A 22647-nucleotide genomic window follows, 5' to 3' on the forward strand; every position below is an offset into this window, starting at 1 on the left:
GGGGAACCTCAGGACGTCAGCGGACCGCCCACGATGTTCGACACGATGCCGCGGATGATCCGGGTACCGTCCTCGGAGCGGAGTTCTTCGTACCAGGCGGCGGTGGCCTCCGGGTCTTTTGCATGGGTCACGTCGCAGCGTTTGCGGGCGCGAAGGACCAGATCGCCCGCTCGTTCGGTGCGTGCCTTCTCGTAGGCGCCGAGAGCCGCGTGCACGTCGTTGGGGTGCTCGGTGAACGCGAACTGCAGGGCCACCGCGTCTTCCATCGCCGAACAGCCGCCCTGGCCGATGTCCGGGGTGGTGTTGTGCGCGGCGTCCCCGAGCACCGCCACCCGACCCTTGACCCAGGTGTGGAACGGATCGAGGTCGAGGATCTCGACGCGATTGGTGGTCGACGGATCCAGCTTCTCGATGAGTCGTTGGACGCCGGGTGCCCACCCCGCGAAGTGCTCGGTGAGGACCTCGCGGGCCGTTCCGCGTTCATACGATTGGCCTTCGGGCATCGGGACGTCGAAGAAGAAGTAGAAGCGGTTGCCGGCGATCGGCATCGCCGACACCCGCTTGCCCTCGCCGACGTAGGTCGTCCACTCCGAGGCCGGACCGATCGCGTCGTCGACCTCGACGAGGCCGTTGAAGTTGACGTATCCCGCATACCGTCGCTCGACCTCATGCCCGAGGACGTACTCGCGCGTCAGTGACTTGGCGCCGTCGGCGCCGATCACCAGATCCGCGGAATCCGTGGTGCCATCGGCGAATTCGACTGTCGCGGCGTCCTCACCGTCGGTGACGGCGACCATCTTCTTGCCGAAGTGGATGTCGTCGATCCCATAGGCGTTCATCAGCATCAGCTGGAGTTCGGCGCGCGCCACGGGGTACGGGCGCTGCCCGACTTCGTCGATGAGGGGCTGCATGCTGAACCGGCACATCGTGTCACCGGTGAGCCCGTCGACATACGACATCGTGTCGACGATGCCGCCGAGATCCGCGGTCTCCTGTTCCAGGCCGAGGTGGTTGAGGCATTTGACCCCGTTGGACCACACCGAGATGGCCGCTCCGACCGGCTTGTTCTCCGTGACCTGTTCGTAGACCTCGACATCGAGGCCGATCTGCTTGAGCGCGATGGCGGCGCTGAGTCCGCCCATCCCGGCGCCGATGATGACAGCCTTCACCTGGTGTCCTTCTCCCTCGATCTCGTCATCCCCCGACAGTTCATCAAGGCTAATTCCGATGACGCCCGACCGCGCGGCGAAGATGTCGCCGGTCGGTCCTGCCGGGGTGTCGCCGAGGACGTCGGGTCCGCGTCAGGTCGCGTCGACGCCTGCCGCGAGGGTCTGCACCATCTTCTCCCACTCGGTGATGATGGTCTCGAGGTCGAGCCCGATGACATCACGCAGATGTTTCACCGCGCCGGCATTGAGCGGGGCGTGCACCGCGATCGCGACGACATCGACCCGGTCGCCGAAACCGAGCTGCTGCAACAGGATCTGTACGTGGCGATTGGATGCCGCCCACACCGGATGGGTCATGAAGTCGCCGTCGGCGCCGCCGGCCTCGATCAGCACATCGAGATGGTCGTTGGTCATCTTGAGCCGCGCGCGGCCGTAGGCGAGGAGACGTTGGAGCGGCGGTGCGCCCGGTCCGAGTGGCGGGGGACCGGACAGATAGTCCCGCTGGATCTCGGTCTCGGAGTGGTCGAGCAGGGCCAGCATCAGGCCGGTCCGGCTGCCGAAGCGCCGGAAGACGGTGCCCTTGCCGACGCCGGCCTCCCGCGCGACGGCGTCCATGGTGACCGCGGACGCGCCGTGATTGTCGATGAGATCCTTGGCGGCGGCGAGCAACAGTCGGCGATTGCGTGCGGCGTCGGCGCGCTCGGAGTCCGCACCATCGGTGAGGCGGAGGGGGATGAGACTCCCATCGGGACCGGTCGGCACGTGATGAGCGTAACGCTTGACCTATCCCGGAATTAATCGGACTGTAGTCCGGTTGATTGCGTCGACTTGTTGATTATCGCCGAAGGAGCATCGTGACAGAACGAAACGTGGAGATCGTGGCGCTGGTGGGTAGCCTGCGCAAGGGGTCGATCAATCGCCAGTTGGCGCAGGTCGCGGCGGAGAACGCGCCCGCGGGGGCCAGTGTCCGAATCGTCGAGGGACTCGGAGACCTGCCGTTCTACAGCGAGGATCACGACCCGTCGATCGAGGCCGGGGCCACCCTTCCCGCCGGTGTCGGAGTGCTGCGCGAGACAGTCGGCGCGGCCGACGCGGTGTTGCTCGTCACACCTGAGTACAACGGAACGATCCCGGCGGTCCTGAAGAACGCCATCGACTGGCTGTCGCGGCCCTACGGCGCGGGTGCAGTCACCCAGAAGCCCGTCGGCGTCATCGGCGCATCGCTCGGCCGGTACGCGGGCACCTGGTCGCGTGAGGACACCCGCAAGTCTGTCGGCATCGCCGGCGGACGGGTGATCGAGGACGTCGAGGTCGGCATCCAGACCTCGACCCTGGGCGACGACGGCGTCGCCGATCCCGACGTCGTCGGCCAGGTTGTCGCGGCCGTCAACCGACTCGTCGACGAGGTCTCCGTGGCCGCGTGATCCGACCGCGGTTCGACGCGCCGTCGCGGGCTTCATCGCCCGCGGCGGCGCGTTTTTTCGTCTGCCCTGTGGACTGCCGGTGGACATGTTGTGGAGAGCCCTGGGACAACATGTGGACGACACGCCGGACACGCCCGACTTCACGATCGCGCATGGCCACGACCTGCGACTTTCACGAATGTTATTCACAAGTTCTTGTGGTGATGCCAAATGTCAGGCACTAGGTGTAGTGTTTTGAACACAACAGGGCGGGTAACGCACATCGATGTGATTATGCGGAAAGCGCCACGGAGACGGTGATCTGAGTCACCATCTTCACGTTGGGAAAGTGTCAGTCACCACAGAGCGTTGAACGAGTAGGGCAGTGTTTCAGTCCGCCTCTCGCCCGGCGCCGGAGGTGACGGGTTCGCCCCTTCGGGAGCGAACGGTGGCGGCCTCAGCGGCCGGTACCGGCGCGACAGCAGTGGACAACGACAAGACGACATGACTCGGACGTGGGCAACCGATCGCCAGACCATCCGCGACCCGCACACGCGAGCAGCAGACCAGCCTGACCCGGCAGACAGTCAGATCCAGCGAGGAGAACTTTGATGGCCATCACCGTCTACACCAAGCCCGCCTGCGTCCAGTGCAACGCGACCTACAAGGCGCTCGACAAGCAGGGGCTGGCCTACGACGTCGTCGACATCAGCCAGGATGACGAGGCGCGCGACTATGTGATGGCCCTGGGTTATCTGCAGGCGCCCGTGGTCGTCGTCGGTGACGAGCACTGGTCGGGTTTCCGCCCCGATCGCATCAAGGCACTCGCGGCCACTGCCGCCTGACCGACCCACCGTGCCGCGATCCGACGGGGAAGCCGGATCGGCCATCACCGGGTCATGTCATTCGGAGAACGCACAGACGGGAGAGACGCGATGGCTGCAGACGCGCCGTTGATCGTCTACTTCTCCTCTGTTTCGGAGAACACCCACCGATTCGTCGAGAAGCTGGGCATGCGCGCCGAGCGCATCCCGGTTCTCGGCGATCCGACCCTGTTCACGGTCGACGAGCCCTTCGTGCTGGTACTGCCCACCTACGGTGGCGGCAAGGCGACGGGGGACCGTGCCGGCTACGTGCCGAAGCAGGTCATCAAGTTCCTCAACAACACACACAATCGAGCGCTGATCCGCGGCGTGATCGCCGCCGGCAACACGAACTTCGGTGAGGAATTCTGCTACGCCGGCGACATCGTCTCGCGCAAGTGTTCCGTGCCGTACCTCTACCGGTTCGAACTGATGGGCACCACGGACGACGTCGATTGCGTCCGTTCGGGCCTCACCGAGTTCGCGCAGACCGACGCGTTCCTCGAACCCACGCGGGTCGAGCTCAGCGCCGCCCGCGCCTGAACTGTCCGACCCTCCCCGTACCTTTTTCACAAGAACATCTATCGCCAGGAGTCTTTCGTGTCGCCAACCGCAGCACCCGTCTCGGACACCGCCTCGGCCAGCAAGTCCGGTGTCCACGCAGGCCCGTCGGGACACGAACCCGGCGAACTCGACTACCACGCGCTCAATGCGATGCTCAATCTGTACGACGCCGACGGCAAGATCCAGTTCGAGAAGGATCGCGAGGCCGCCAATCAGTACTTCCTGCAGCACGTCAACCAGAACACGGTGTTCTTCCACGACCTCGACGAGAAGCTCGACTACCTCGTCGAGGAGAACTACTACGAGCCCGAGGTGCTCGCGAAGTACGACCGCGAGTTCGTGAAACTGCTGTTCGGGCATGCATATTCGCGCAAGTTCCGGTTCCCGACGTTCCTCGGTGCGTTCAAGTACTACACGAGCTACACGCTCAAGACCTTCGACGGCAAGCGGTTCCTGGAGCGCTTCGAGGATCGCGTGTGCATGGTCGCGCTCACGCTCGCCGACGGTGACACGGCGCTCGCCCGCAACCTCGTCGACGAGATCATCGAGGGTCGGTTCCAGCCGGCCACCCCGACCTTCCTGAACTCGGGCAAGAAGCAGCGCGGTGAGCCGGTGAGCTGCTTCCTCTTGCGCATCGAGGACAACATGGAATCGATCGGGCGGTCGATCAACTCGGCGTTGCAGCTGTCCAAGCGCGGCGGCGGAGTCGCGTTGCTGCTGTCCAACATCCGTGAGCACGGCGCGCCGATCAAGAAGATCGAGAACCAGAGCTCGGGTGTCATCCCGATCATGAAGCTGCTCGAGGACTCGTTCTCCTACGCCAATCAGCTCGGTGCCCGTCAGGGCGCGGGCGCTGTCTACCTGCACGCGCACCACCCGGACATCTACCGCTTCCTCGACACCAAGCGCGAGAACGCCGACGAGAAGATCCGCATCAAGACGCTGTCCCTGGGCGTGGTGATCCCCGACATCACCTTCCAGCTCGCCAAGGACAACGACGACATGTACCTGTTCAGCCCGTACGACGTCGAGCGCGTCTACGGGGTGCCGTTCGCCGACATCAACGTGACCGACAAGTATCACGAGATGGTGGAGGACAAGCGGATTCGCAAGACCAAGATCAAGGCGCGCGAGTTCTTCCAGACCCTCGCGGAGTTGCAGTTCGAGTCCGGCTACCCGTACATCATGTTCGAGGACACGGTGAACCGCGCCAACCCGATCGACGGCAAGATCACCCACTCCAACCTGTGCTCGGAGATCCTGCAGGTGTCGACGGCGTCCGAGTTCAACGACGACCTGTCCTACTCCCACATCGGCAAGGACATCTCCTGCAACCTCGGTTCGCTCAACATCGCCAAGGCGATGGACTCGCCCGATTTCGGGCACACCATCGAGACGGCGATTCGCGGGCTCACCGCGGTCAGCGATCAGACCTCGATCACGTCGGTGCCGTCGATCGAGAAGGGCAACAACGAATCCCATGCCATCGGCTTGGGCCAGATGAACCTGCACGGCTACCTCGCCCGCGAGCGGATCTTCTACGGCAGCGAGGAAGGCGTCGACTTCACCAACATCTACTTCTACACCGTGCTCTACCACGCGTTGCGGGCGTCGAACCGGATCGCGCGCGAGCGTGGCCTGCCGTTCGCCGGTTTCGAGCGGTCGCAGTACGCGAGCGGCGAGTTCTTCGACAAGTACACCGAGAAGGCGTGGGAGCCGGAGACGCAGAAGGTGCGCGACCTGTTCGGCGAGGCCGGGATTCACGTCCCCAACCAGGACGACTGGCGTGAGCTGAAGGCGTCGGTGCAGCGTGACGGCATCTACAACCAGAACCTGCAGGCCGTCCCGCCGACCGGGTCGATCAGCTACATCAACCATTCGACGAGTTCCATCCACCCGGTGGCCGCGAAGGTCGAGATCCGCAAGGAAGGCAAGATCGGCCGCGTCTATTACCCGGCCCCGTACATGACGAACGAGAACCTGGAGTACTACCAGGACGCGTACGAGATCGGGTACGAGAAGATCATCGACACCTACGCCGCGGCGACGCAGCACGTGGATCAGGGATTGAGTCTGACCCTGTTCTTCAAGGACACCGCCACCACCCGTGAGGTCAATCGAGCGCAGATCTACGCCTGGCGCAAGGGCATCAAGACGCTCTACTACATCCGCCTGCGTCAGATGGCGCTCGAGGGCACCGAGGTGGAGAACTGCGTCTCGTGCATGCTCTGAGCAGCATTCGGTTCTCCGCACCCAAAGCCAGTCACATCAGCGAGCGAGCAAGGAAAGACCAATGACGTCCACCGCAAGCCACAGCCCGGCAGACGGCGCCCCCATCAAACTGGTGAGCCGGGTCTCCGCGATCAACTGGAACCGCGTCCCCGACGAGAAGGACGCCGAGGTGTGGGATCGGCTCACCGGCAACTTCTGGCTGCCGGAGAAGGTGCCGGTGTCCAACGACATCCCGTCGTGGAACACGTTGACCGAGTACGAGAAGCAGCTGACCATGCGCGTCTTCACCGGTCTGACGTTGCTCGACACCATCCAGGGCACGGTCGGTGCGGTCTCGCTGATCCCCGATGCGACCACCCCGCACGAGGAGGCGGTGCTCACCAACATCGCGTTCATGGAGTCGGTGCACGCCAAGAGCTACAGCTCCATCTTCTCGACGTTGTGCTCCACCAAGGAGATCGACGAGGCGTTCCGCTGGTCGGAGGAGAACGAGCAGCTGCAGCGCAAGGCGCAGATCGTCATGGACTACTACCGTGGCGACGACCCGCTCAAACGCAAGGTCGCCTCGACGCTGCTGGAGTCGTTCCTCTTCTATTCCGGCTTCTACCTGCCGATGTACTGGTCGAGCCGGGCCAAGCTCACCAACACCGCGGACCTCATCCGACTGATCATCCGTGACGAGGCGGTGCACGGCTACTACATCGGCTACAAGTACCAGCGTGGCCTCGAGGTGCAGACCGCCGAGCGCCGTCAGGAGCTCAAGGATTACACGTTCGAGTTGCTGTTCGAGCTCTACGACAACGAATCCGACTACACCGAGGCGCTGTACGACGAGGTCGGGCTCACCGAGGATGTCAAGAAGTTCCTGCGGTACAACGCGAACAAGGCGCTGATGAACCTCGGCTACGAGGCCATGTTCCCCCGCGACGAAACCGACGTGAACCCGGCCATCCTGTCCGCGTTGTCTCCGAACGCCGACGAGAACCACGACTTCTTCTCCGGATCGGGTAGCAGCTACGTCATCGGCAAGGCCGTCAACACCGAGGACGAGGACTGGGACTTCTAGTCCCGCAGCCGCTCGTACAGCTCGTCCAACAGGTCGAGCGCCTCGCCGATGTCGGCGGGCGCGACCCCGGTTGCACGGAGGGCCTTCCGCAGGGCGTCGGGATCGAGATCCATGATCGGGTTCAGTCGGGGTGGGGACGGCAGCGGCGGCAGCACGGCGTTGGTGCCGTAGAAGTCGACGCCCGCGGGTCGTGACGACTCCTCCGTGGCGGCACGGGCCGGCGCGGGCGAATGGGTCGCGGCGGCGAGGAGCGCGGCCGGATCGGTCCCCATCACGGTCAGGAGAGTTGTTGCGTGCCGGTCGATCTCGGCTGCGACCTCGTAGGCGACGCACAGCACATGGATGCAGCGTGGCGACTCGTCGGGACACGTGCAGTCAGCGGCGATGTCGGCGGACTCGGTCGGCAGCAGCAACGTGCCGAGTGTCTCCGGCTGGTCTCCGCGGGTGAGTGCCATCAGGTCACCGGTCGCCTCCCGGTCCCGCAACAGGGACACGACGGTGGCGGTGTCGACGGCGCGCATCGTCAGGATGACCTCGAACGGATCGAGTTGACTGCCGCGCACCGACGCGGTGATCCGAGCTTCGGAGATGCGCAGCCGCTCGGCGTGGTGGTCGCGAAAATATCTGCGGGCCTGCGTGATCCGTCGATGATCCGGTTCGCCGGTGGTGACACCCTCGACGACGTCGACGAACGCCCGCCCCCACCTGCTCAGGCCGTAGCCGCGGGTGGTCGTCCGCGCACCGCTGCGCCCACCCGATCCGCGGGGGCTCACTCGCTGACCGCCTCGTCGCGCAGACGGAACAGGTCGAACAGTTCGTCGTCGCCGAGGTCGGAGAGCCAGTTCTCGCCGGCGCTGACCGTCAGTCGCGACAACTCTCGTTTGGCCGAGATCATCTCGTCGATCCGCTCCTCGAGCGTGCCGACACAGAGGAAACGATGCACCTGGACCCGTTGCTGTTGGCCGATCCGATAGGCGCGGTCGGTGGCCTGGTCCTCTACCGCGGGATTCCACCATCGGTCGACGTGGACGACGTGGTTGGCGGCGGTGAGGTTGAGGCCGGTGCCGCCCGCCTTCAGGGTCGCGATCATCGCGGGCGGGCCGTCGCCGCCCTGGAATCGGTCGACCATCTGATCGCGGTCGGTGCGTGTGCGGCCGCCGTGCAGCACCGGGATGGGCTCGCCGAGATACGGTTCGAGCCAGTCGGAGAGCAGTTCACCGAACGCGGCGAACTGGGTGAAGATCAGCGCGCGGTCGCCCTCGGCGGCCGCGGTCGTCAGGATGTCGACGAGGAGTTCGACCTTGCCCGACCGGTGGCGGTCGCGGCGCAACAGCCCCGACCCGTCACCGAGATAGTGGGCGGGATGGTTGCAGACCTGCTTGAGGCGGGTGAGTGCCGCGAGGATGTTGCGTCGTCGGATCGTGCGCTGCTGCTTGCTGCGCAACGCGTCCATGAGCTCGTCGATGACGGCGCGATAGAGCGCCGCCTGCTCGACGGTGAGGTTGGCGCGGACGGTGATGTCCGTCTTCTCAGGCAGGTCGGTGATGATCGACGGGTCGGTCTTCTCGCGTCGCAGGATGAACGGACGGGTGAGAGCGCCCAGTCGCCGGATCGCCGCGGCGTCGCGGTCGCGTTCGATGGGCTCCGCGAATCGGGCGCGGAAACGCGACGCGGAACCGAGCAGTCCCGGATTGACCAGGTCGATCACCGCGCGCAGGTCCTCGAGCCGGTTCTCCACGGGGGTGCCGGTGAGTGCGATGCGGTGGTCGGCCGGTAGCGCCCGCAGCGCTTTGGCGGCCTTGGTGGCGACGTTCTTCACGTGCTGTGCCTCGTCGACGACGATTCGTCGCCACGGGTGCCCGCCGAGGAGCCGCCGGTCGCGGGTCGCCGTCGCAAAGGTCGTCAGGACGACGTCGGCATCCGCGTGAAGGGCGGCGAAGGTCGCACCACCCGCCCGGGCGACCCCATGGTGCACGACGACACGAAGGTGAGGTGCGAAACGCGCGATCTCCCGCTCCCAGTTGCCGACGACCGACATCGGGCACACGACGAGCGTCGGCCCGGTCCCCGGTGCCGTGGAGTCCGGCTTCTCGTGACAGAGCAGAGCGATGACCTGCAACGTCTTGCCCAGGCCCATGTCGTCGGCGAGGACTCCGCCGATCCGGTTCGCGGACAGGTACGCCAGCCAGTCGAGTCCCCGCTGCTGGTACGGGCGCAACTCGGCGTGCAGCGACGGCGGGGGAGTGATCGGTGTCGGCCGCAGCGCGCCGCCCGCGGCGATGTCGTCGAGCCACGCGAGTCCGTCGATCGACGTGACCGGGACCGGCACGGTGTCCACGACCAGGTTGAACAGTTCGCCGAGGTCGGCCGGATGATCGGACGCCGCCTGTGCCCGTTGGGCGACGACGAAAGCGGCGGCCCGGGTGAGGGCGGCACCCTCCGCACGCATCCACACCCCGCGCACCCGGACCAGATCGCCCTGCCGGCGCGCCAGATCCGCCAGGTCGGCATCGGAGAGGGTCGAGGCCGCGGGATCGTCGCCGAGCGCGAGTCGCCACTCGAACTCGCCGACCTCCGCCGCCCCGATCTGGGCGGCACGACCGGTGCTGGTCGCCACCGGCCGTGCGCGAAGACCGAGGGTGGGACGGACCTCGGCGATGGTGCGGGGCAGCAGGACCGGGCAGCCGGCATCGGTCAGTGCAGACGCCCCGGCCGCGAAGAGACGTTCCACGGTCGGTGTCGTCAGCAGGAAATCCAGGGTGTGCCGATCGGGTTCGGCCTGCGACAGTTCGGGGAACGCCCGCACCGCCGTGGCGAGGCCGCTGGTGACACGATCGAGTTCGTGGGTGTCGAGGCGGTGCGGGACCACGGGCACGATCCGGCCGTCGGAGACCCGGCGACACACCTCGAGGCGCCACCGCGCGGAGTCGGCGTCCGCGTGCGGTCGCCAGGCGTCCTCGGGCTCCTCGTCGGGTTCGTGAAGTCTCAACACGACCATCGAATCATCCTGTGGTGCAGTGGAGTTCCACTGCATCCAGGCGCCGGCGGAGGACCGCAGCCGGGTCCGCTTCTCGGCGAGGTCGGCAACGTCGGGACCGAGTGCGTGGACGAGCCATCCCGCGGGGTGGTCGTGGGTGTCGATCGGTCCGCCGGCCGCGATGCGTCCACGGCACTCGTGATCGACGAGTTCGGCGATCAGATCGGCGGTCGCCTCGGAGCCGCCGTTGTCCGCGACGACCGACGGGGCGGTGGTGGAGACGACGGCCATCCAACTGCGCCACGACGTCGTCGGCACCGCCTGCCAGCGAAACAACGGCTCGCCGCCGATCTCGGCGACTCCCGGCGCCACCGCACCGGCCCCGACGTGCCGGCGGACCCCGTCGAGGAGGTATCGATACCAGGTGATCTCACCGCTGACCGGGTGCGGTCGGGTCAGATCCAGGAAGCCGACGGTGGACGCGGCGCCGAGCGTGATCGTGCGGACGAAGTCGCGATGCCCCGTCTCGCCGATGATCGCGGCCTCGCGCCGCGAGCGACGACTCGACAGTTGATCGGCGATCTCGCGCGGTAGGTCGTCCGGTCCGGCATCCGGATGGGCCCACCACAGAGCCAGACCGACGCCCGGCCGCCAGAGTGCGTGCAGCGGCAGGGTGCGTGTGGTCGCGGCGGTCGTCGAGTCGGTGTCGGTCGACCTATTTCGTCGTGAATCGAGTGGCATCGAGGATCATGACCACCCTATCGTCGGCGTCCGACGGCGGCTGCGTGTCGGCGACGCCGTATCGCTTGCCGAACCGTCCGGACTGACCGTGGCCAAGGCACCGACGATGGGCCGCTCGAGGAGATCCGCGTAATCGGCGGGAGCTTGGAGATCACGCCCCTACCGCAACCCCAACGGTAATAATCAGTGTGGGTGCGCGTCGGTGCGTTTCCCCGCCCGCCGACCGACGATCAGGCCGAGACCTCGTTCAGCCTGCCGGTGGCGACGTCGAAGACGAACCCGCGCAGCGAACTGGTCTTCGTGATGAACGGGCTGTTCTTGATCCGGGTGATCGACTGCCGCACGTCCTCGTCGAGATCTCCGAACGCCTCGGCGGCCCACTCCGGCTTCTGGCCGGTCTCGGTCTGGATGTCGCGCTTGAAATCGTCGTCGGTGAACGTGAGCATGCCGCAGTCGGTGTGGTGGATCAGGATGATCTCGGTGGTGCCCAGCAGTCGCTGGCTGATCGCGAGGGAGCGGATCTCGTCATCGGTGACGACGCCGCCGGCATTGCGGATGACGTGCGCCTCGCCGTCGTTCAGGCCGAGGATGCGGTAGACATCGAGCCGGGCGTCCATGCAGGCGACCACCGCGACATGCTTGCTCGGCGGCAAGGGGAGCGGGCCGGTGAAGTCCGCGGCGTATGCGACGTTGTTGGCGAGGTACTGGTCGGTGACACTCATGCGCCCAGCCTTATGGGTTTCCGGCGGCGACGCCAGGGTTGTGCGCACGGTGACCCTTAGTCGGGCGGCCGCCGGACCCGCGCATGGGCCGGGACGTCGAACCTCAGTGCCAGTCGGCGAGCAACTCGGTCGCCCGCCCGGCGATGGCCATCTGCCACAGCGGTCCGAAGCTGATCCGGCCCACCCCCAACCCGGCGAGGTGCGCGCGGGATCCATCGGCCGGGTTGCCGATGGCGTTCACCGGGAGCGGCAGTTCGGCGGCCAGTCGACGTTGGACGTCGTCGGAGTGGAAGCCGACCGGGTACAGCGACCGTGCGCCGGCATCCGCGCACAACCGCAGACGCTCGATGGCGCGATCGACCCGGTCGGCCTCGTCGCCGACCTGCTTCAGGAACAGGTCGGTGCGGGCGTTGATGACCACCGGGACGTCCGCGGCATCGGCGGCGGCACGCAGGGCTCCGACCAGTTCGGCGTGTTCGGTCGCCTCGCGGAGACGACCGCCCTCGGAGTGCACGGTGTCCTCGATGTTCAGGCCGACCGCTCCGACCTCGAGCAGTCCTTCGATCAGGCGCTCGGGTGTCTCGCCGTAGCCCGATTCGATGTCGACCGACAGCGGGACCTCGACGGCGTCGCTGATCTGACGGACCCGGGTGAGGAGCTCGTCGAAGGTCATGCCTTCGTTGTCGGCGCGCCCGATCGAGTCCGCGACCGGATGACTTCCCACCGTCAGCGCGGCGAAGCCGCCTGCGACCGCGAGATTCGCCGACCAGGCGTCCCACACGGTCGGGAACACACCCGGATCACCGGGCCGGTGCAGATCGAGCAGGGCGCGGGCCTGTGCGGCCAGGTCACGAGTTGCCATCGAGGGACTCCTTGACGTCGTTGAGGACCAGCCACGCGGCAGCGAGACCGGAAGAGCCGTACCAGAGGTCGTCGTCGACCGCGAGGACGCGCTTCCACGTCGGTGCGCCCATGTCGAGCCATCGGTCGCTCAGCAGGACTTCCTCGCCATGCGCCTGCCCGCGGTCGCCCTGGAAGCTGACGTAGATGAGGTCGGCGTCGGCGTCGGTGAAGTTCTTGTCCGTGACGGTGAACGACTGCGGCGACCGCTGTGCCTCGGGTCGCTGCACGCCGATCTCGGCGAGGATCTGCCCCGCGAAGGTGTCGGTGCCGGCGATCATCTCGGAGTCCCCGGTGAACCGGACCAGCGAGACCTGACTGTGCTGGGCATCCATCCGCCTGCCGGTCTTGACCGTCTCGGCACGGTACTCGTCGAGGAGTCGCTCTCCGCTCGACGACCGGCCCAGTGCGTCGGCGACGGACTGGAAGCGTTCCTGCCAGTTCTCGCCCGGTTCGATCGTGACCATCTGCGCATCCCCGAACGCAGCCGCGGTCGCCGCGGTCTGCGGGGTCGTGAGGACGATGTCGGGGGCGGCCGTCGCGACGGCCGCGGCGTCGGGCCTGGCCCCGATCGCCGGTACCGACGAGAGTTGGGGTCCGAGATAGGCGGGCACCGGTGTTGTGGCCGCGACCGCGACCACCTTCGGCCCGATCCCCAGCGCGCAGACCGCGTCGAGCAACGATGGATCGGTGACGACGATGCGGTTGACGTCGGTGACGCCGGCGTCGGGCGCGGTCGGGGTGAGGCAGGTGCGGGTCAGATCCCGGTCCGCGTTGACGATGTTGACCTCGGCGACCCGCGTCGTCACCGTGGAGACGGGGCTGCCGTCGGGCGTGGTCAGCGGCGCGTCGTCGCTGCACGCGGAGACGACGGTGATCATCAGGAGCGACGAGACGGCCGCGGCCATCCGAAGCCTGCGCCGAGGTGGAACCGGGGTTTCGCCGCTGCGATGCACGCGATCACGCTAGCACCGGGCGGACGGTCGGACGCCCGCGGTTGCGGGACGTCACCCGGGCTGTCGTGCCGGCCCCGTCCCGCGGCCCGCGAGTCGTCGTCGGGACGGGGTGTGAACAGTGCCTTTCCCGGGCTCCGACACGGAAATACGACGGATCGTAGGACCCACTCGGCCACTGCCCTTGTGAGGGTTTAGGATCAGTACTCAGCGCTCGTTTTGTTCATGTGGCGACCGCGGGGAAACGGCAGGTGACCGGCCCTGTTGGTCGCGCAACGAGGAGGATCTGTGACCGCGGTCGACCAGCCCACCACGCAAGTGGCTCCAGTGCGTCCCTTCCCGGAGCGCTATCAGCCCAAGGGTTCGTTCATCTACAAGCTGATCACCACCACCGATCACAAGCTGATCGGCATGATGTACATCACCGCCTGCTTCGGCTTCTTCCTCATCGGTGGCCTGATGGCGCTGCTGATGCGTGGCGAGCTCGCCCACCCGGGCATGCAGTTCCTGTCGACCGAGCAGTTCAACCAGCTGTTCACCATGCACGGCACCGTGATGCTGCTGTTCTACGCGACACCGATCGTGATCGGCTTCGCCAACTTCGTGCTGCCACTGCAGATCGGTTCGCCCGACGTCGCGTTCCCGCGCCTCAACGCCTTCGGTTTCTGGCTGTTCCTGTTCGGCGCCTCGATCGCGCTGGCCGGCTTCCTCACCCCCGGTGGCGCCGCCGACTTCGGCTGGACCGCGTACACCCCGCTGACCGACGCGATCCACTCCCCGGGCGTCGGCGCCGACCTCTGGATCATGGGCCTCGGTGTGGGTGGTCTGGGCACCATCCTCGGTGCGGTCAACATGGTGACCACCGTCGTCTGTCTGCGTGCGCCCGGCATGACCATGTTCCGGATGCCGATCTTCACCTGGAACATCCTGGTCACCAGCGTGCTGATCCTGCTGGTCTTCCCGCTGCTCACCGCGGCGCTGCTCGGACTGGAGGTCGACCGTCAATTCGGCGCCCACCTCTACGATCCCGCCAACGGCGGTGTGATCCTGTGGCAGCACCTGTTCTGGTTCTTCGGTCACCCCGAGGTCTACGTCATCGCTCTGCCGTTCTTCGGCATCGTGTCCGAGGTGTTCCCGGTGTTCGCCCGTAAGCCGATCTTCGGCTACTCCGGCCTCATCTACGCCACGATGGCCATTGCCGCGCTGTCGGTCGCCGTGTGGGCGCACCACATGTATGTCACCGGTGCCGTGCTGTTGCCGTTCTTCTCCTTCATGACGTTCCTGATCGCAGTGCCCACCGGTGTGAAGTTCTTCAACTGGATAGGCACGATGTGGCGCGGCAACATGACGTTCGAGACACCCATGCTGTTCTCCGTGGGCTTCATCGTGACGTTCCTGTTCGGTGGCCTGACCGGTGTGCTGCTGGCCAGCCCGCCGCTGGACTTCCACCTGTCCGACAGCTACTTCGTCGTCGCCCACTTCCACTACGTCCTCTTCGGCACCATCGTGTTCGCCACCTATGCGGGCATCTACTTCTGGTTCCCGAAGATGACCGGACGCATGCTCGACGAGCGGCTCGGCAAGATCCACTTCTGGCTGACCTTCATCGGCTTCCACACCACGTTCCTGGTGCAGCACTGGCTGGGCAACGAGGGCATGCCGCGTCGCTACGCCGACTACCTGCCGTCGGACGGCTTCACCACGCTGAACGTCATCTCGACCGTCGGTGCCTTCATCCTGGGCCTGTCGACGTTGCCGTTCCTGTGGAACGTCTTCCGTAGCTACCGCTACGGCGAGGTCGTCACCGTCGACGATCCGTGGGGCTTCGGCAACTCACTCGAGTGGGCCACCAGCTGCCCGCCGCCGCGGCACAACTTCACCGAGCTGCCCCGCATCCGGTCGGAGCGCCCGGCGTTCGAGCTGCACTATCCGCACATGATCGATCGGATGCGAGCCGAAGCGCATGTGGGTCCGGGTCACGGTCACGAGAGCAAGTCCGCCGAGGACGCGCGTCGGGAGCCGTTGACGACCGGCAGCCACGAGGCATCCGGAGACGCGGATCCCCGCTGACGCCCGCCGCGAACCCGAACACGTGGCGAAAGAATCGCGCGACACCACAGTTCTGATCACCGTCACCGGACCGGACAAGCCCGGTGTGACCTCCGTGCTCATGGGCGCGCTGGCAGGCCGCGAGGTCAGCCTCCTCGACGTCGAGCAGGTCGTCATCCGCGGTCGGCTCACCCTGGGTGTGCTGGTCTCGGCGACCGGTGACCCCGAGGATCTGCAGGAGGTCGTCGAACAGGCGATGGCGTCCATCGGCATCGACGTCATCGTCGAGGTCGGTGCGGCCAGTGCCGGACGCCGACCGTCGAGTCACGCGGTGGTGGTGCTCGGGAGTCCGGTCACCGCACGGGCGTTCCGGGCGCTCGCGGCCGAGCTCGCCAGTCAGAGCGGCAACATCGACTCCATCCGCGGCATCGCCGACTATCCGCTCACCGGCCTCGAACTCATGGTCAGTGTGGGGCGCGACGACGTCGCTGCCGACGCGGCCCTGCGCAAGGGCCTGGCCGCCGTGGCCGCCGCGCACGGAGTGGACATCGCCGTCGAACGCGGTGGACTCGCCCGGCGCGCCAAACGCCTCATCGTCTTCGATGTCGATTCGACCCTCATCCAGGGCGAGGTCATCGAGATGCTTGCCGCCAGGGCGGGCAAGGAGGCCGAGGTCGCCGCGGTGACCGAGGCCGCGATGCGCGGTGAGCTGGACTTCGCCGAATCGTTGCATCGCCGGGTCGCGGTGCTCGCGGGCCTCGACGCCGCGGTGATCGACGATGTCGCGACGTCGCTGCAACTGACCCCCGGGGCGCGGACGACCATCCGCACCCTGCACCGTCTCGGTTATCACTGCGGGGTCGTATCCGGCGGATTCCGCCAGGTGATCGACGGACTGGCGCACGAGCTGGAACTCGACTTCGTTCGCGCGAACACTCTCGAGATCGTGAACGGCAAGCTGACCGGACGGGTCGTCGGCGAGATCGTCGACCGCGCCGGAAAGGCCAGTGCGCTACGGGTGTTCGCCGATCAGGTGGGCGTGCCGATGGAGCAGACCATCGCGGTGGGCGACGGTGCGAACGACATCGACATGCTCAGCGTCGCGGGGCTCGGGATCGCGTTCAATGCGAAGCCGGCGCTGCGTGAGGTCGCCGATGCCGCGTTGAGTCATCCGTTCCTCGACGCGGTGCTCTTCATCCTCGGGGTGACGCGTGACGAGATCGAGGCGGCCGACGCCGCCGACGGTGTGTTCCGGCGCGTCCCGCTGGGCTGACCGATCGATCCGGACCTCGTCGCTCACCTACTCGGTTGTCGTGTTCCTTCAATACCGGGACCGGCGATCAGCGGATGATCGAGGGGTCGGATCATCGAGCGAGAGGACAACGGCATGACTGCCACCGGAGATATCGCCGCCGAGAAGATCGGCGCACTGGCCATGGTCACCCTGGATTGTGCGGACGCGACGGCATCCGCGGAGTTCTGGTCGGCCGTACTGGGCTGGGAGATCACCGCGTCGGGCGACGGCTACGCGATGCTCAAGGGTGAGGGACCGGCACTCGGCTTCGGCTCGGTGCCCGACTACCGGCCGCCGGCGTGGCCGAACCCGAACGGGTCCAAACAGTTCCACTTCGATCTCGCGGTCGCCGACCTCGACGACGCGGCGACACGCTGCGTCGCGCTCGGTGCCACCGTCCCCGACGACCAGCCGGGCGACACCTGGCGGGTGCTGCTGGACCCGTCAGGACATCCGTTCTGTCTGACGAAAGCCGAGAACTGGGGGTGACGCACCGTGGCGGAGATCGTCGCTGAGCTGTCCGAGGACGAGGACCCGTTCGACGACGCGTATCACCGTCTCGTCGGATACGTGGGTGGTGGCGACGACCCGCCGGAGCCGGGTGACGTGCTGGCGATGCAGATGGTCGTACGGATCGAGAAGACGCGACCGCCTGATCGGACCGACCTGCTGACCGCGGCCGCACGATCGGTGGCGATGCTCTGTCTCGACGACCGGTCGGGTGGCGCGGGACCGTGGTCGGCGCCCATGGACACCTGGTGCGACGCACGGATCCGCAAGATCGCTCGTCGCGCTCGTGGTGCGCAATGGGCCGCAGCGCAAGAGGTCTGGGGTCTGACCGTCACCGAGGGCAGCGGCGAGGCGCGGGCGATCGTGCCCGGGCGGGTCGGTGACGTCGACAAGCGGATCGCCCGCCTGCAGATCGGCGGGACCGAGGTCGACGGCGAACTGTCGGCCACACCGCCGAGCGCCGGGGTGTGCCTCTGGATCAATCCCGTGCTGGAGATGACGGTCGGCAAGGCGGCCGCGCAGGTCGGTCACGGTGCGATGCTCGCAGTGAAACTGCTGAGTGTGCGTCAGGCCAGAGACTGGCGCGATGCGGGTTGCCCGTTGGTGGTCCGCGAGGCGACCTCGGAGCGGTGGGCGGAGTTGCTCGGCGCCGAGTCGGGGGGCCGGGCGGTAGCGGTCCGTGACGCCGGGTTCACCGAGATCGCACCGGGATCGGTCACGGTGATCGCGGAGGTGATCGACGGATGAGGACAGCTGCGGATCTGCCCGACTGGGCGCGAGGGCTCGGCCTCACGCCGCACCCGGAAGGCGGGTGGTATCGGGAGACGTGGCGCAGCGCGGTCACGATCCCGGCCGATGTTCTGCCGCAGGGCTATCCGGGGGACCGGGTGGCCGGGACCGCCATCTACTTCCTGTTGCTGCCCGACGAGCGATCCGCGTGGCATACGGTCCGGGGTGCCGAGTTGTGGCTCCATCACCGCGGGTCGCCGGTGCTCCTCGAACTCGGTGGCGACGGGATGGAGCCGGGCGCGACGACCGGCATCGTCGTCGGCCCGGATGTGTCCGACGGTCACCAGCCGCAGGCCGTCGTACCACCCGGCACCTGGCAACGGGCCCGGCCCATCGGGGGCGAGGCGTCCCTGGTCAGCTGTCTCGTCCTGCCCGGCTTCGATTTCGCCGACTTCGCCCTCGCTCCCGACGCCGGCTGATCGAGGCCGTACGGTCTCAGTCGGTGGCGGTCGAGAGCGACCGCGCGGGTGCGATGTGGCCCAACGTGTTCCGCCAGATGTCACGATCGGGCGCGATCGACGCGACGATGAGCTCGTCTGCCTGGGCGTGGCCGGCGAACCAGTCGAGGTAATCGATCACCTGCGTCGGGGTACCGACACCCGCATAGGTCATCATCGAGTCGATCTGGCGGCCCTGGGGCATGTCGAGGATCATGTCGGCCTCCTCGTCGGTGAACTTCCGTCCGCGGCCGAAGAGCGCATTCACCCGATGTCGCTTGGCCTTGCGGAGCTGTTCCTGCGCGACCGCCTCGTCGTCGTCGGCGATGGCGCACACGCCCGCGATGACGTAGGGCGACTCGAGTTGTTCGGAGGGCTGGAACTCGCGTCGGTACACCGCGACCGCCTCTTCGAGCGCCTGAGGTGCGAAGTGCGACGCGAACGCGTAGGGCAGGCCGAGCGCAGCGGCGAGTTGTGCGCCGAACAAGGACGACCCGAGGATGTAGAGCGGGACGTCGGTCCCGGCGCCGGGTGTGGCCGCCACGCCCTCGACACGCGACTGACCACGCAGATACCCCTGCAATTCGAGGACGTCTGAGGGGAATCGATCGGCGGATGCCATCGTCCGCCGCAGTGCGGCGAAGGTCTGCTGGTCGCCGCCGGGCGCACGCCCGAGGCCCAGGTCGATACGACCGGGGTACAGCTCGGCCAGCGTGCCGAACTGTTCGGCGATGGCCAGCGGCGAGTGGTTCGGGAGCATGACGCCGCCGGCACCGAGCCGGATCGACTCGGTGTGCGCGGCCACGTGCGCGATGAGCACGGCGGGCGCGGCCGACGCGATGGACGACATGTTGTGGTGCTCGGCGTACCAGATGCGCCGGAAGCCCCAGCGCTCCGCGCGCTGCGCCATGTCGACGCTCGCGACGAAGCTGTCCCGGACGGTCTCGCCCGGACCGACCTGTGCCAGGTCGAGGATGGATAGCTCAACACTCATGCCTTGGTCAAGGCGCTGGCGCTCCGGTGTATTCCGGCCGGTATTCCGGCCCGGCGTATTCCCTTGTCGCCGACCATGTGTCGCATGGCTGTCCGCAACGTGCACCGACGTAGGGCACGATAGGGGAGTGACAGACGTGACCGACGACGACGAGGTGTACGAATCCGATCCGGACCTGTTGGTCGACTTCCGGGACGTGACGCTGGTCCGTGGGGGCAACACCCTGGTGGGCCCGGTGTCGTGGCAGGTCGAACTCGATGAACGTTGGGTGGTGATCGGTCCCAACGGCGCCGGTAAGACGTCGCTGATGCGCCTCGCAGCGGCCCAGGTCCATCCGACCTCGGGATCGGCGTACGTGCTGAACGAGCAGCTCGGCAAGGTGGAGGTCCGAGAACTCTCCACCCGGATCGGGGTGTCGAGCGCCGCACTCGCCGAGCGGGTACCGGCCGACGAGATCGTCACCGACGTGGTGATCTCCGCGGGGTACTCGGTGATCGGGCGATGGCGCGAGGCCTACGACGACGTGGACCGCGCGCAGGCCGTCGAATCCCTTGAGTCGATGGGTGCCGAACATCTGGCGGACCGGGCGTTCGGCACGCTCTCGGAGGGCGAACGCAAACGCGTGCTGATCTCGCGGGCGCTGATGACCGATCCGGAACTGCTGCTGCTCGACGAGCCGGCGGCCGGGCTCGACCTGGGTGGTCGGGAGGAGCTGGTGGCGCGGCTGAGTCGGCTCGCGTCCGATCCGGAGGCCCCCGCGATGGTGCTGATCACCCACCACGTCGAGGAGATCCCCGACGGCTTCACCCATGCGATGCTCCTGTCGGAGGGTGCGGTGGTCGCGCAGGGACTTCTCGACGACGTTCTCACCAGCCAGAACCTGTCGTCGGCGTTCCGCCAGCAGATCACCTTGAGCCGGGTCGACGGCCGGTATTTCGCTCGACGCACCCGCCGGGCAGGCGGGCATCGGCGCGCAGGCGGCTGACCCCCGCGCGTTACTGTCAGAGCGGCCCGACGATCCGCCGGATCGCTCGGGGACAGGAGGTGTGGCATGACCCCAGCGAACAACCCGGCATCCGAGCCGGCGCCGTTGCGCGATGCGGCGACCGTGGTCCTCGTCCGCGACACGGCCGACGGGATCGAGGTCTTCCTGCAGCGCAGGGTCCGGCAGATGGCGTTCGCCGGCGGGGTCACCGTCTTCCCCGGCGGCGGTGTCGACTCGCGCGACGCGGAGGCCGACATCGGCTGGACCGGACCCGATCCCGGTCGGTGGGCGGACTGGTTCCACACCGACGACAAGACCGCGCAGGCGCTGGTCTGCGCCGCGGTGCGGGAGACATTCGAGGAATGCGGTGTGCTGCTGGCCACCCGTTCCGACGGCACGGTGTCCGACCCCGGGGCATTTGCGACGCAGCGCGGCGCGCTCGTGGACAAATCCCTGTCCCTCGCGGAGTTCCTGCGCACCGAGGAGATGACACTGCGCGCCGATCTGCTGCGGCCACTGGCCCACTGGATCACCCCGATCATCGAGAAACGCCGCTACGACACCCGATTCTTTCTGGCCGCCCTGCCGGAGGGACAGACCGCCGACGACGAGACCAGCGAGGCCGAGGTGGCCCGCTGGGCTCGACCGCAGGCCGCGCTCGACGCCTGGGTCGCGGCGGAACACATCCTGCTGCCACCCACCTGGGCGCAGTTGACCCACCTCGCCGACTTCGCCAGTGTTGCCGATCTGCTCGCCGCCGAACGCACCGTCGAGCCGATCGAGCCGTCGGTCACCCCGGGTGCCGGCCTGGCCGGCCTGAAGTTCGCGGGATCGGATCGGTATTTCGCGGTCGCGGGTGACCGAGAGGTGCCCGGCCTCAGTCGCTGACCGCGTGCATGTCACCGGCAGCGGTCGAGCCCGCCTCCTGGCGCTCGGCCGGCGCGGTGTCGAGCTGCGGGAGATCATCGACCCGTATCGGTGACCTCCGCGGCATCGAGATCCACCACGTCCTCGCCCGAGGTGTCCCGGCTCGCCGGCTCCTCGTCCTCGACCTCGATGTCCTCACGGTCGGCCCACTCCAGGAGGGTATCCAGCCGGTAGGCGACGTCGTCGATCTCGGCGTGCAGGTCGCCGAGATCGGCGAAACGTGCGGGCATCGTCGCGATGGTGAAGTCGTCGGGGCCGACATCGTCGATCTCGGACCACCGGATCGGTGCCGACACCGTGCCGCGCGGGTTGCCGCGCACCGAGTACGCCGACGCCATCGTGTGATCGCGGGTGTTCTGGTTGTAGTCGACGAACACTGCCGCGGGGTCGCGGTCCTTCCGCCACCAGGTCGTGGTGACGTCGTCGGGGGCCCGCCGCTCGACCTCCCGCGCGAACGCCAGCGCGGCACGTCGGACCTGCGGAAAGCCCCACTCGGGGCTATCCGCACGTAGATGTGCAGTCCGCGGCCGCCCGAGGTCTTGGGGAAGCCGCGCATGCCGAGTTCGTCGAGGACCTCCTCGACGACGTGAGCGACGCGCTGGATTCGGGAGAACGGACAGTCCGGCATCGGGTCGAGGTCGATGCGCCACTCGTCGGGCGACTCGGTGTCGTCGCGTCGCGAGTTCCACGGGTGGAACTCCACCGTCGACATCTGCACCGCCCAGATCACGCTCGCCAGCTCGGTCACGCACAGTTCGTCCGCGGTACGGCCGAACCGCGGGAACCAGAGCTCGACCGTCTCCAGCCAGTCGGGCGCACCCGCGGGGATCCGCTTCTGGTGCACCTTCTTGCCGCTCACGCCCTTCGGGAACCGGTGCAGCATGCAGGGTCGATCACGGAGCGCCCGGACGATGCCGTCGCCGACCGAGAGGTAGTACTCGGCCAACTCCCGTTTCGTCTCCCCGCGTTCGGCGAAGTAGACCCGGTCGGGGCTGGACAACCGCACCACCCGTTCGCCGACCTGCAGTTCGATCGGTTCACCCGCCGCATTCGAGGCCGTCGCCATGCGTCA

Annotated in this window: 20 protein-coding genes and 1 pseudogene; 12 read left to right on the forward strand and 9 right to left on the reverse strand. The window is 67.3% G+C overall.

Annotated elements, in window-relative coordinates; translation table 11 throughout:
- Positions 1-8: 8 nt before the first annotated feature.
- Both hpxO and D7316_RS26615 read right to left on the reverse strand, forming a co-directional pair.
- On the reverse strand, positions 9-1169 hold the full coding sequence (gene hpxO, locus D7316_RS26610) for an FAD-dependent urate hydroxylase HpxO (protein WP_124710929.1): 1161 nt from the start codon (positions 1167-1169) through the stop codon (positions 9-11).
- Positions 1170-1301: 132 nt separating this feature from the next.
- Complete coding sequence (locus D7316_RS26615) at positions 1302-1931, reverse strand: TetR/AcrR family transcriptional regulator (protein ID WP_124710930.1); 630 nt, start codon at positions 1929-1931, stop codon at positions 1302-1304.
- Positions 1932-2023: 92 nt separating this feature from the next.
- Here D7316_RS26615 and D7316_RS26620 point away from each other — a divergent pair, with 92 nt between their 5' ends.
- The 5 genes from D7316_RS26620 (at position 2024) to nrdF (ending at position 7297) form a co-directional block, all read left to right on the forward strand.
- Complete coding sequence (locus tag D7316_RS26620) at positions 2024-2593, forward strand: NAD(P)H-dependent oxidoreductase (RefSeq protein WP_124710931.1); 570 nt, start codon at positions 2024-2026, stop codon at positions 2591-2593.
- A 590-nt stretch (positions 2594-3183) separates the two neighbouring features.
- Positions 3184-3417, forward strand: coding sequence for a glutaredoxin-like protein NrdH (nrdH, locus tag D7316_RS26625; RefSeq protein ID WP_124710932.1), 234 nt, complete (start codon positions 3184-3186; stop codon positions 3415-3417).
- 90 nt (positions 3418-3507) lie between these two features.
- Entirely contained in the window at positions 3508-3978 is a 471-nt protein-coding gene (gene nrdI, locus D7316_RS26630; protein WP_124710933.1) for a class Ib ribonucleoside-diphosphate reductase assembly flavoprotein NrdI, read from the forward strand.
- Positions 3979-4035: 57 nt separating this feature from the next.
- Entirely contained in the window at positions 4036-6231 is a 2196-nt protein-coding gene (gene nrdE / locus D7316_RS26635; RefSeq protein ID WP_124710934.1) for a class 1b ribonucleoside-diphosphate reductase subunit alpha, read from the forward strand.
- A 61-nt stretch (positions 6232-6292) separates the two neighbouring features.
- Positions 6293-7297 carry a class 1b ribonucleoside-diphosphate reductase subunit beta gene (gene nrdF, locus D7316_RS26640; protein ID WP_124710935.1) on the forward strand — a complete coding sequence of 335 codons (1005 nt, stop codon included), beginning with the start codon at positions 6293-6295 and terminating at the stop codon, positions 7295-7297.
- Here nrdF and D7316_RS26645 read toward each other — a convergent pair.
- The 5 genes from D7316_RS26645 to D7316_RS26665 all read right to left on the reverse strand — a co-directional run bounded on the left by D7316_RS26645 (position 7294) and on the right by D7316_RS26665 (position 13545).
- Positions 7294-8070 (reverse strand): hypothetical protein, encoded by a 777-nt coding sequence (locus D7316_RS26645; RefSeq protein WP_124710936.1) that lies wholly within the window; start codon positions 8068-8070, stop codon positions 7294-7296. The two genes, nrdF and D7316_RS26645, sit on opposite strands and share 4 nt — an antisense overlap.
- Entirely contained in the window at positions 8067-11015 is a 2949-nt protein-coding gene (locus D7316_RS26650; RefSeq protein WP_124710937.1) for a DEAD/DEAH box helicase, read from the reverse strand. Before D7316_RS26650 ends, D7316_RS26645 begins: the two co-directional genes overlap by 4 nt.
- Before the next feature lie 230 nt (positions 11016-11245).
- A complete protein-coding gene (locus D7316_RS26655) occupies positions 11246-11737 on the reverse strand; it encodes a beta-class carbonic anhydrase (RefSeq protein ID WP_124710938.1) in 492 nt (163 codons plus the stop codon).
- A 103-nt stretch (positions 11738-11840) separates the two neighbouring features.
- Entirely contained in the window at positions 11841-12599 is a 759-nt protein-coding gene (locus tag D7316_RS26660) for an isocitrate lyase/PEP mutase family protein (protein WP_124710939.1), read from the reverse strand.
- On the reverse strand, positions 12586-13545 hold the full coding sequence (locus D7316_RS26665) for an ABC transporter substrate-binding protein (protein WP_124710940.1): 960 nt from the start codon (positions 13543-13545) through the stop codon (positions 12586-12588). The genes D7316_RS26660 and D7316_RS26665 overlap by 14 nt, the downstream gene beginning before the upstream one ends.
- A 333-nt stretch (positions 13546-13878) precedes the next feature.
- Here D7316_RS26665 and ctaD point away from each other — a divergent pair, with 333 nt between their 5' ends.
- The 5 genes from ctaD (at position 13879) to D7316_RS26690 (ending at position 18651) form a co-directional block, all read left to right on the forward strand.
- A complete protein-coding gene (gene ctaD / locus D7316_RS26670; RefSeq protein WP_124710941.1) occupies positions 13879-15660 on the forward strand; it encodes an aa3-type cytochrome oxidase subunit I in 1782 nt (593 codons plus the stop codon).
- Between the two features lie 22 nt (positions 15661-15682).
- On the forward strand, positions 15683-16912 hold the full coding sequence (gene serB / locus D7316_RS26675; RefSeq protein WP_124710942.1) for a phosphoserine phosphatase SerB: 1230 nt from the start codon (positions 15683-15685) through the stop codon (positions 16910-16912).
- Between the two features lie 114 nt (positions 16913-17026).
- The gene (locus D7316_RS26680; protein WP_124710943.1) at positions 17027-17422 is read left to right on the forward strand and encodes a VOC family protein; all 396 of its coding nucleotides are present in this window, start codon (positions 17027-17029) and stop codon (positions 17420-17422) included.
- 6 nt (positions 17423-17428) lie between these two features.
- Complete coding sequence (locus D7316_RS26685; RefSeq protein ID WP_232017099.1) at positions 17429-18190, forward strand: peptidyl-tRNA hydrolase; 762 nt, start codon at positions 17429-17431, stop codon at positions 18188-18190.
- Positions 18187-18651, forward strand: a complete 465-nt coding sequence (locus tag D7316_RS26690) for a cupin domain-containing protein (protein ID WP_124710944.1) — start codon at positions 18187-18189, stop codon at positions 18649-18651. Before D7316_RS26685 ends, D7316_RS26690 begins: the two co-directional genes overlap by 4 nt.
- 16 nt (positions 18652-18667) lie before the next feature.
- Here the strand turns inward: D7316_RS26690 and D7316_RS26695 are convergent, their stop codons facing one another.
- On the reverse strand, positions 18668-19663 hold the full coding sequence (locus tag D7316_RS26695; protein WP_124710945.1) for an LLM class flavin-dependent oxidoreductase: 996 nt from the start codon (positions 19661-19663) through the stop codon (positions 18668-18670).
- A 154-nt stretch (positions 19664-19817) separates the two neighbouring features.
- Between D7316_RS26695 and D7316_RS26700 the strand changes: the two genes are divergently transcribed.
- Together D7316_RS26700 and D7316_RS26705 are read left to right on the forward strand one after the other, a co-directional pair.
- Complete coding sequence (locus D7316_RS26700) at positions 19818-20648, forward strand: ABC transporter ATP-binding protein (protein ID WP_124711605.1); 831 nt, start codon at positions 19818-19820, stop codon at positions 20646-20648.
- A gap of 66 nt (positions 20649-20714) precedes the next feature.
- Positions 20715-21536, forward strand: a complete 822-nt coding sequence (locus D7316_RS26705) for an NUDIX hydrolase (protein ID WP_124710946.1) — start codon at positions 20715-20717, stop codon at positions 21534-21536.
- Between the two features lie 74 nt (positions 21537-21610).
- On the opposite strand, the pseudogene ligD reads toward D7316_RS26705, so the two are convergent.
- Positions 21611-22641, reverse strand: a pseudogene (gene ligD / locus D7316_RS26710) (non-homologous end-joining DNA ligase).
- Positions 22642-22647: the final 6 nt, after the last annotated feature.

The sequence above is a fragment of the Gordonia insulae genome (assembly GCF_003855095.1).
Lineage (GTDB): Bacteria > Actinomycetota > Actinomycetes > Mycobacteriales > Mycobacteriaceae > Gordonia > Gordonia insulae.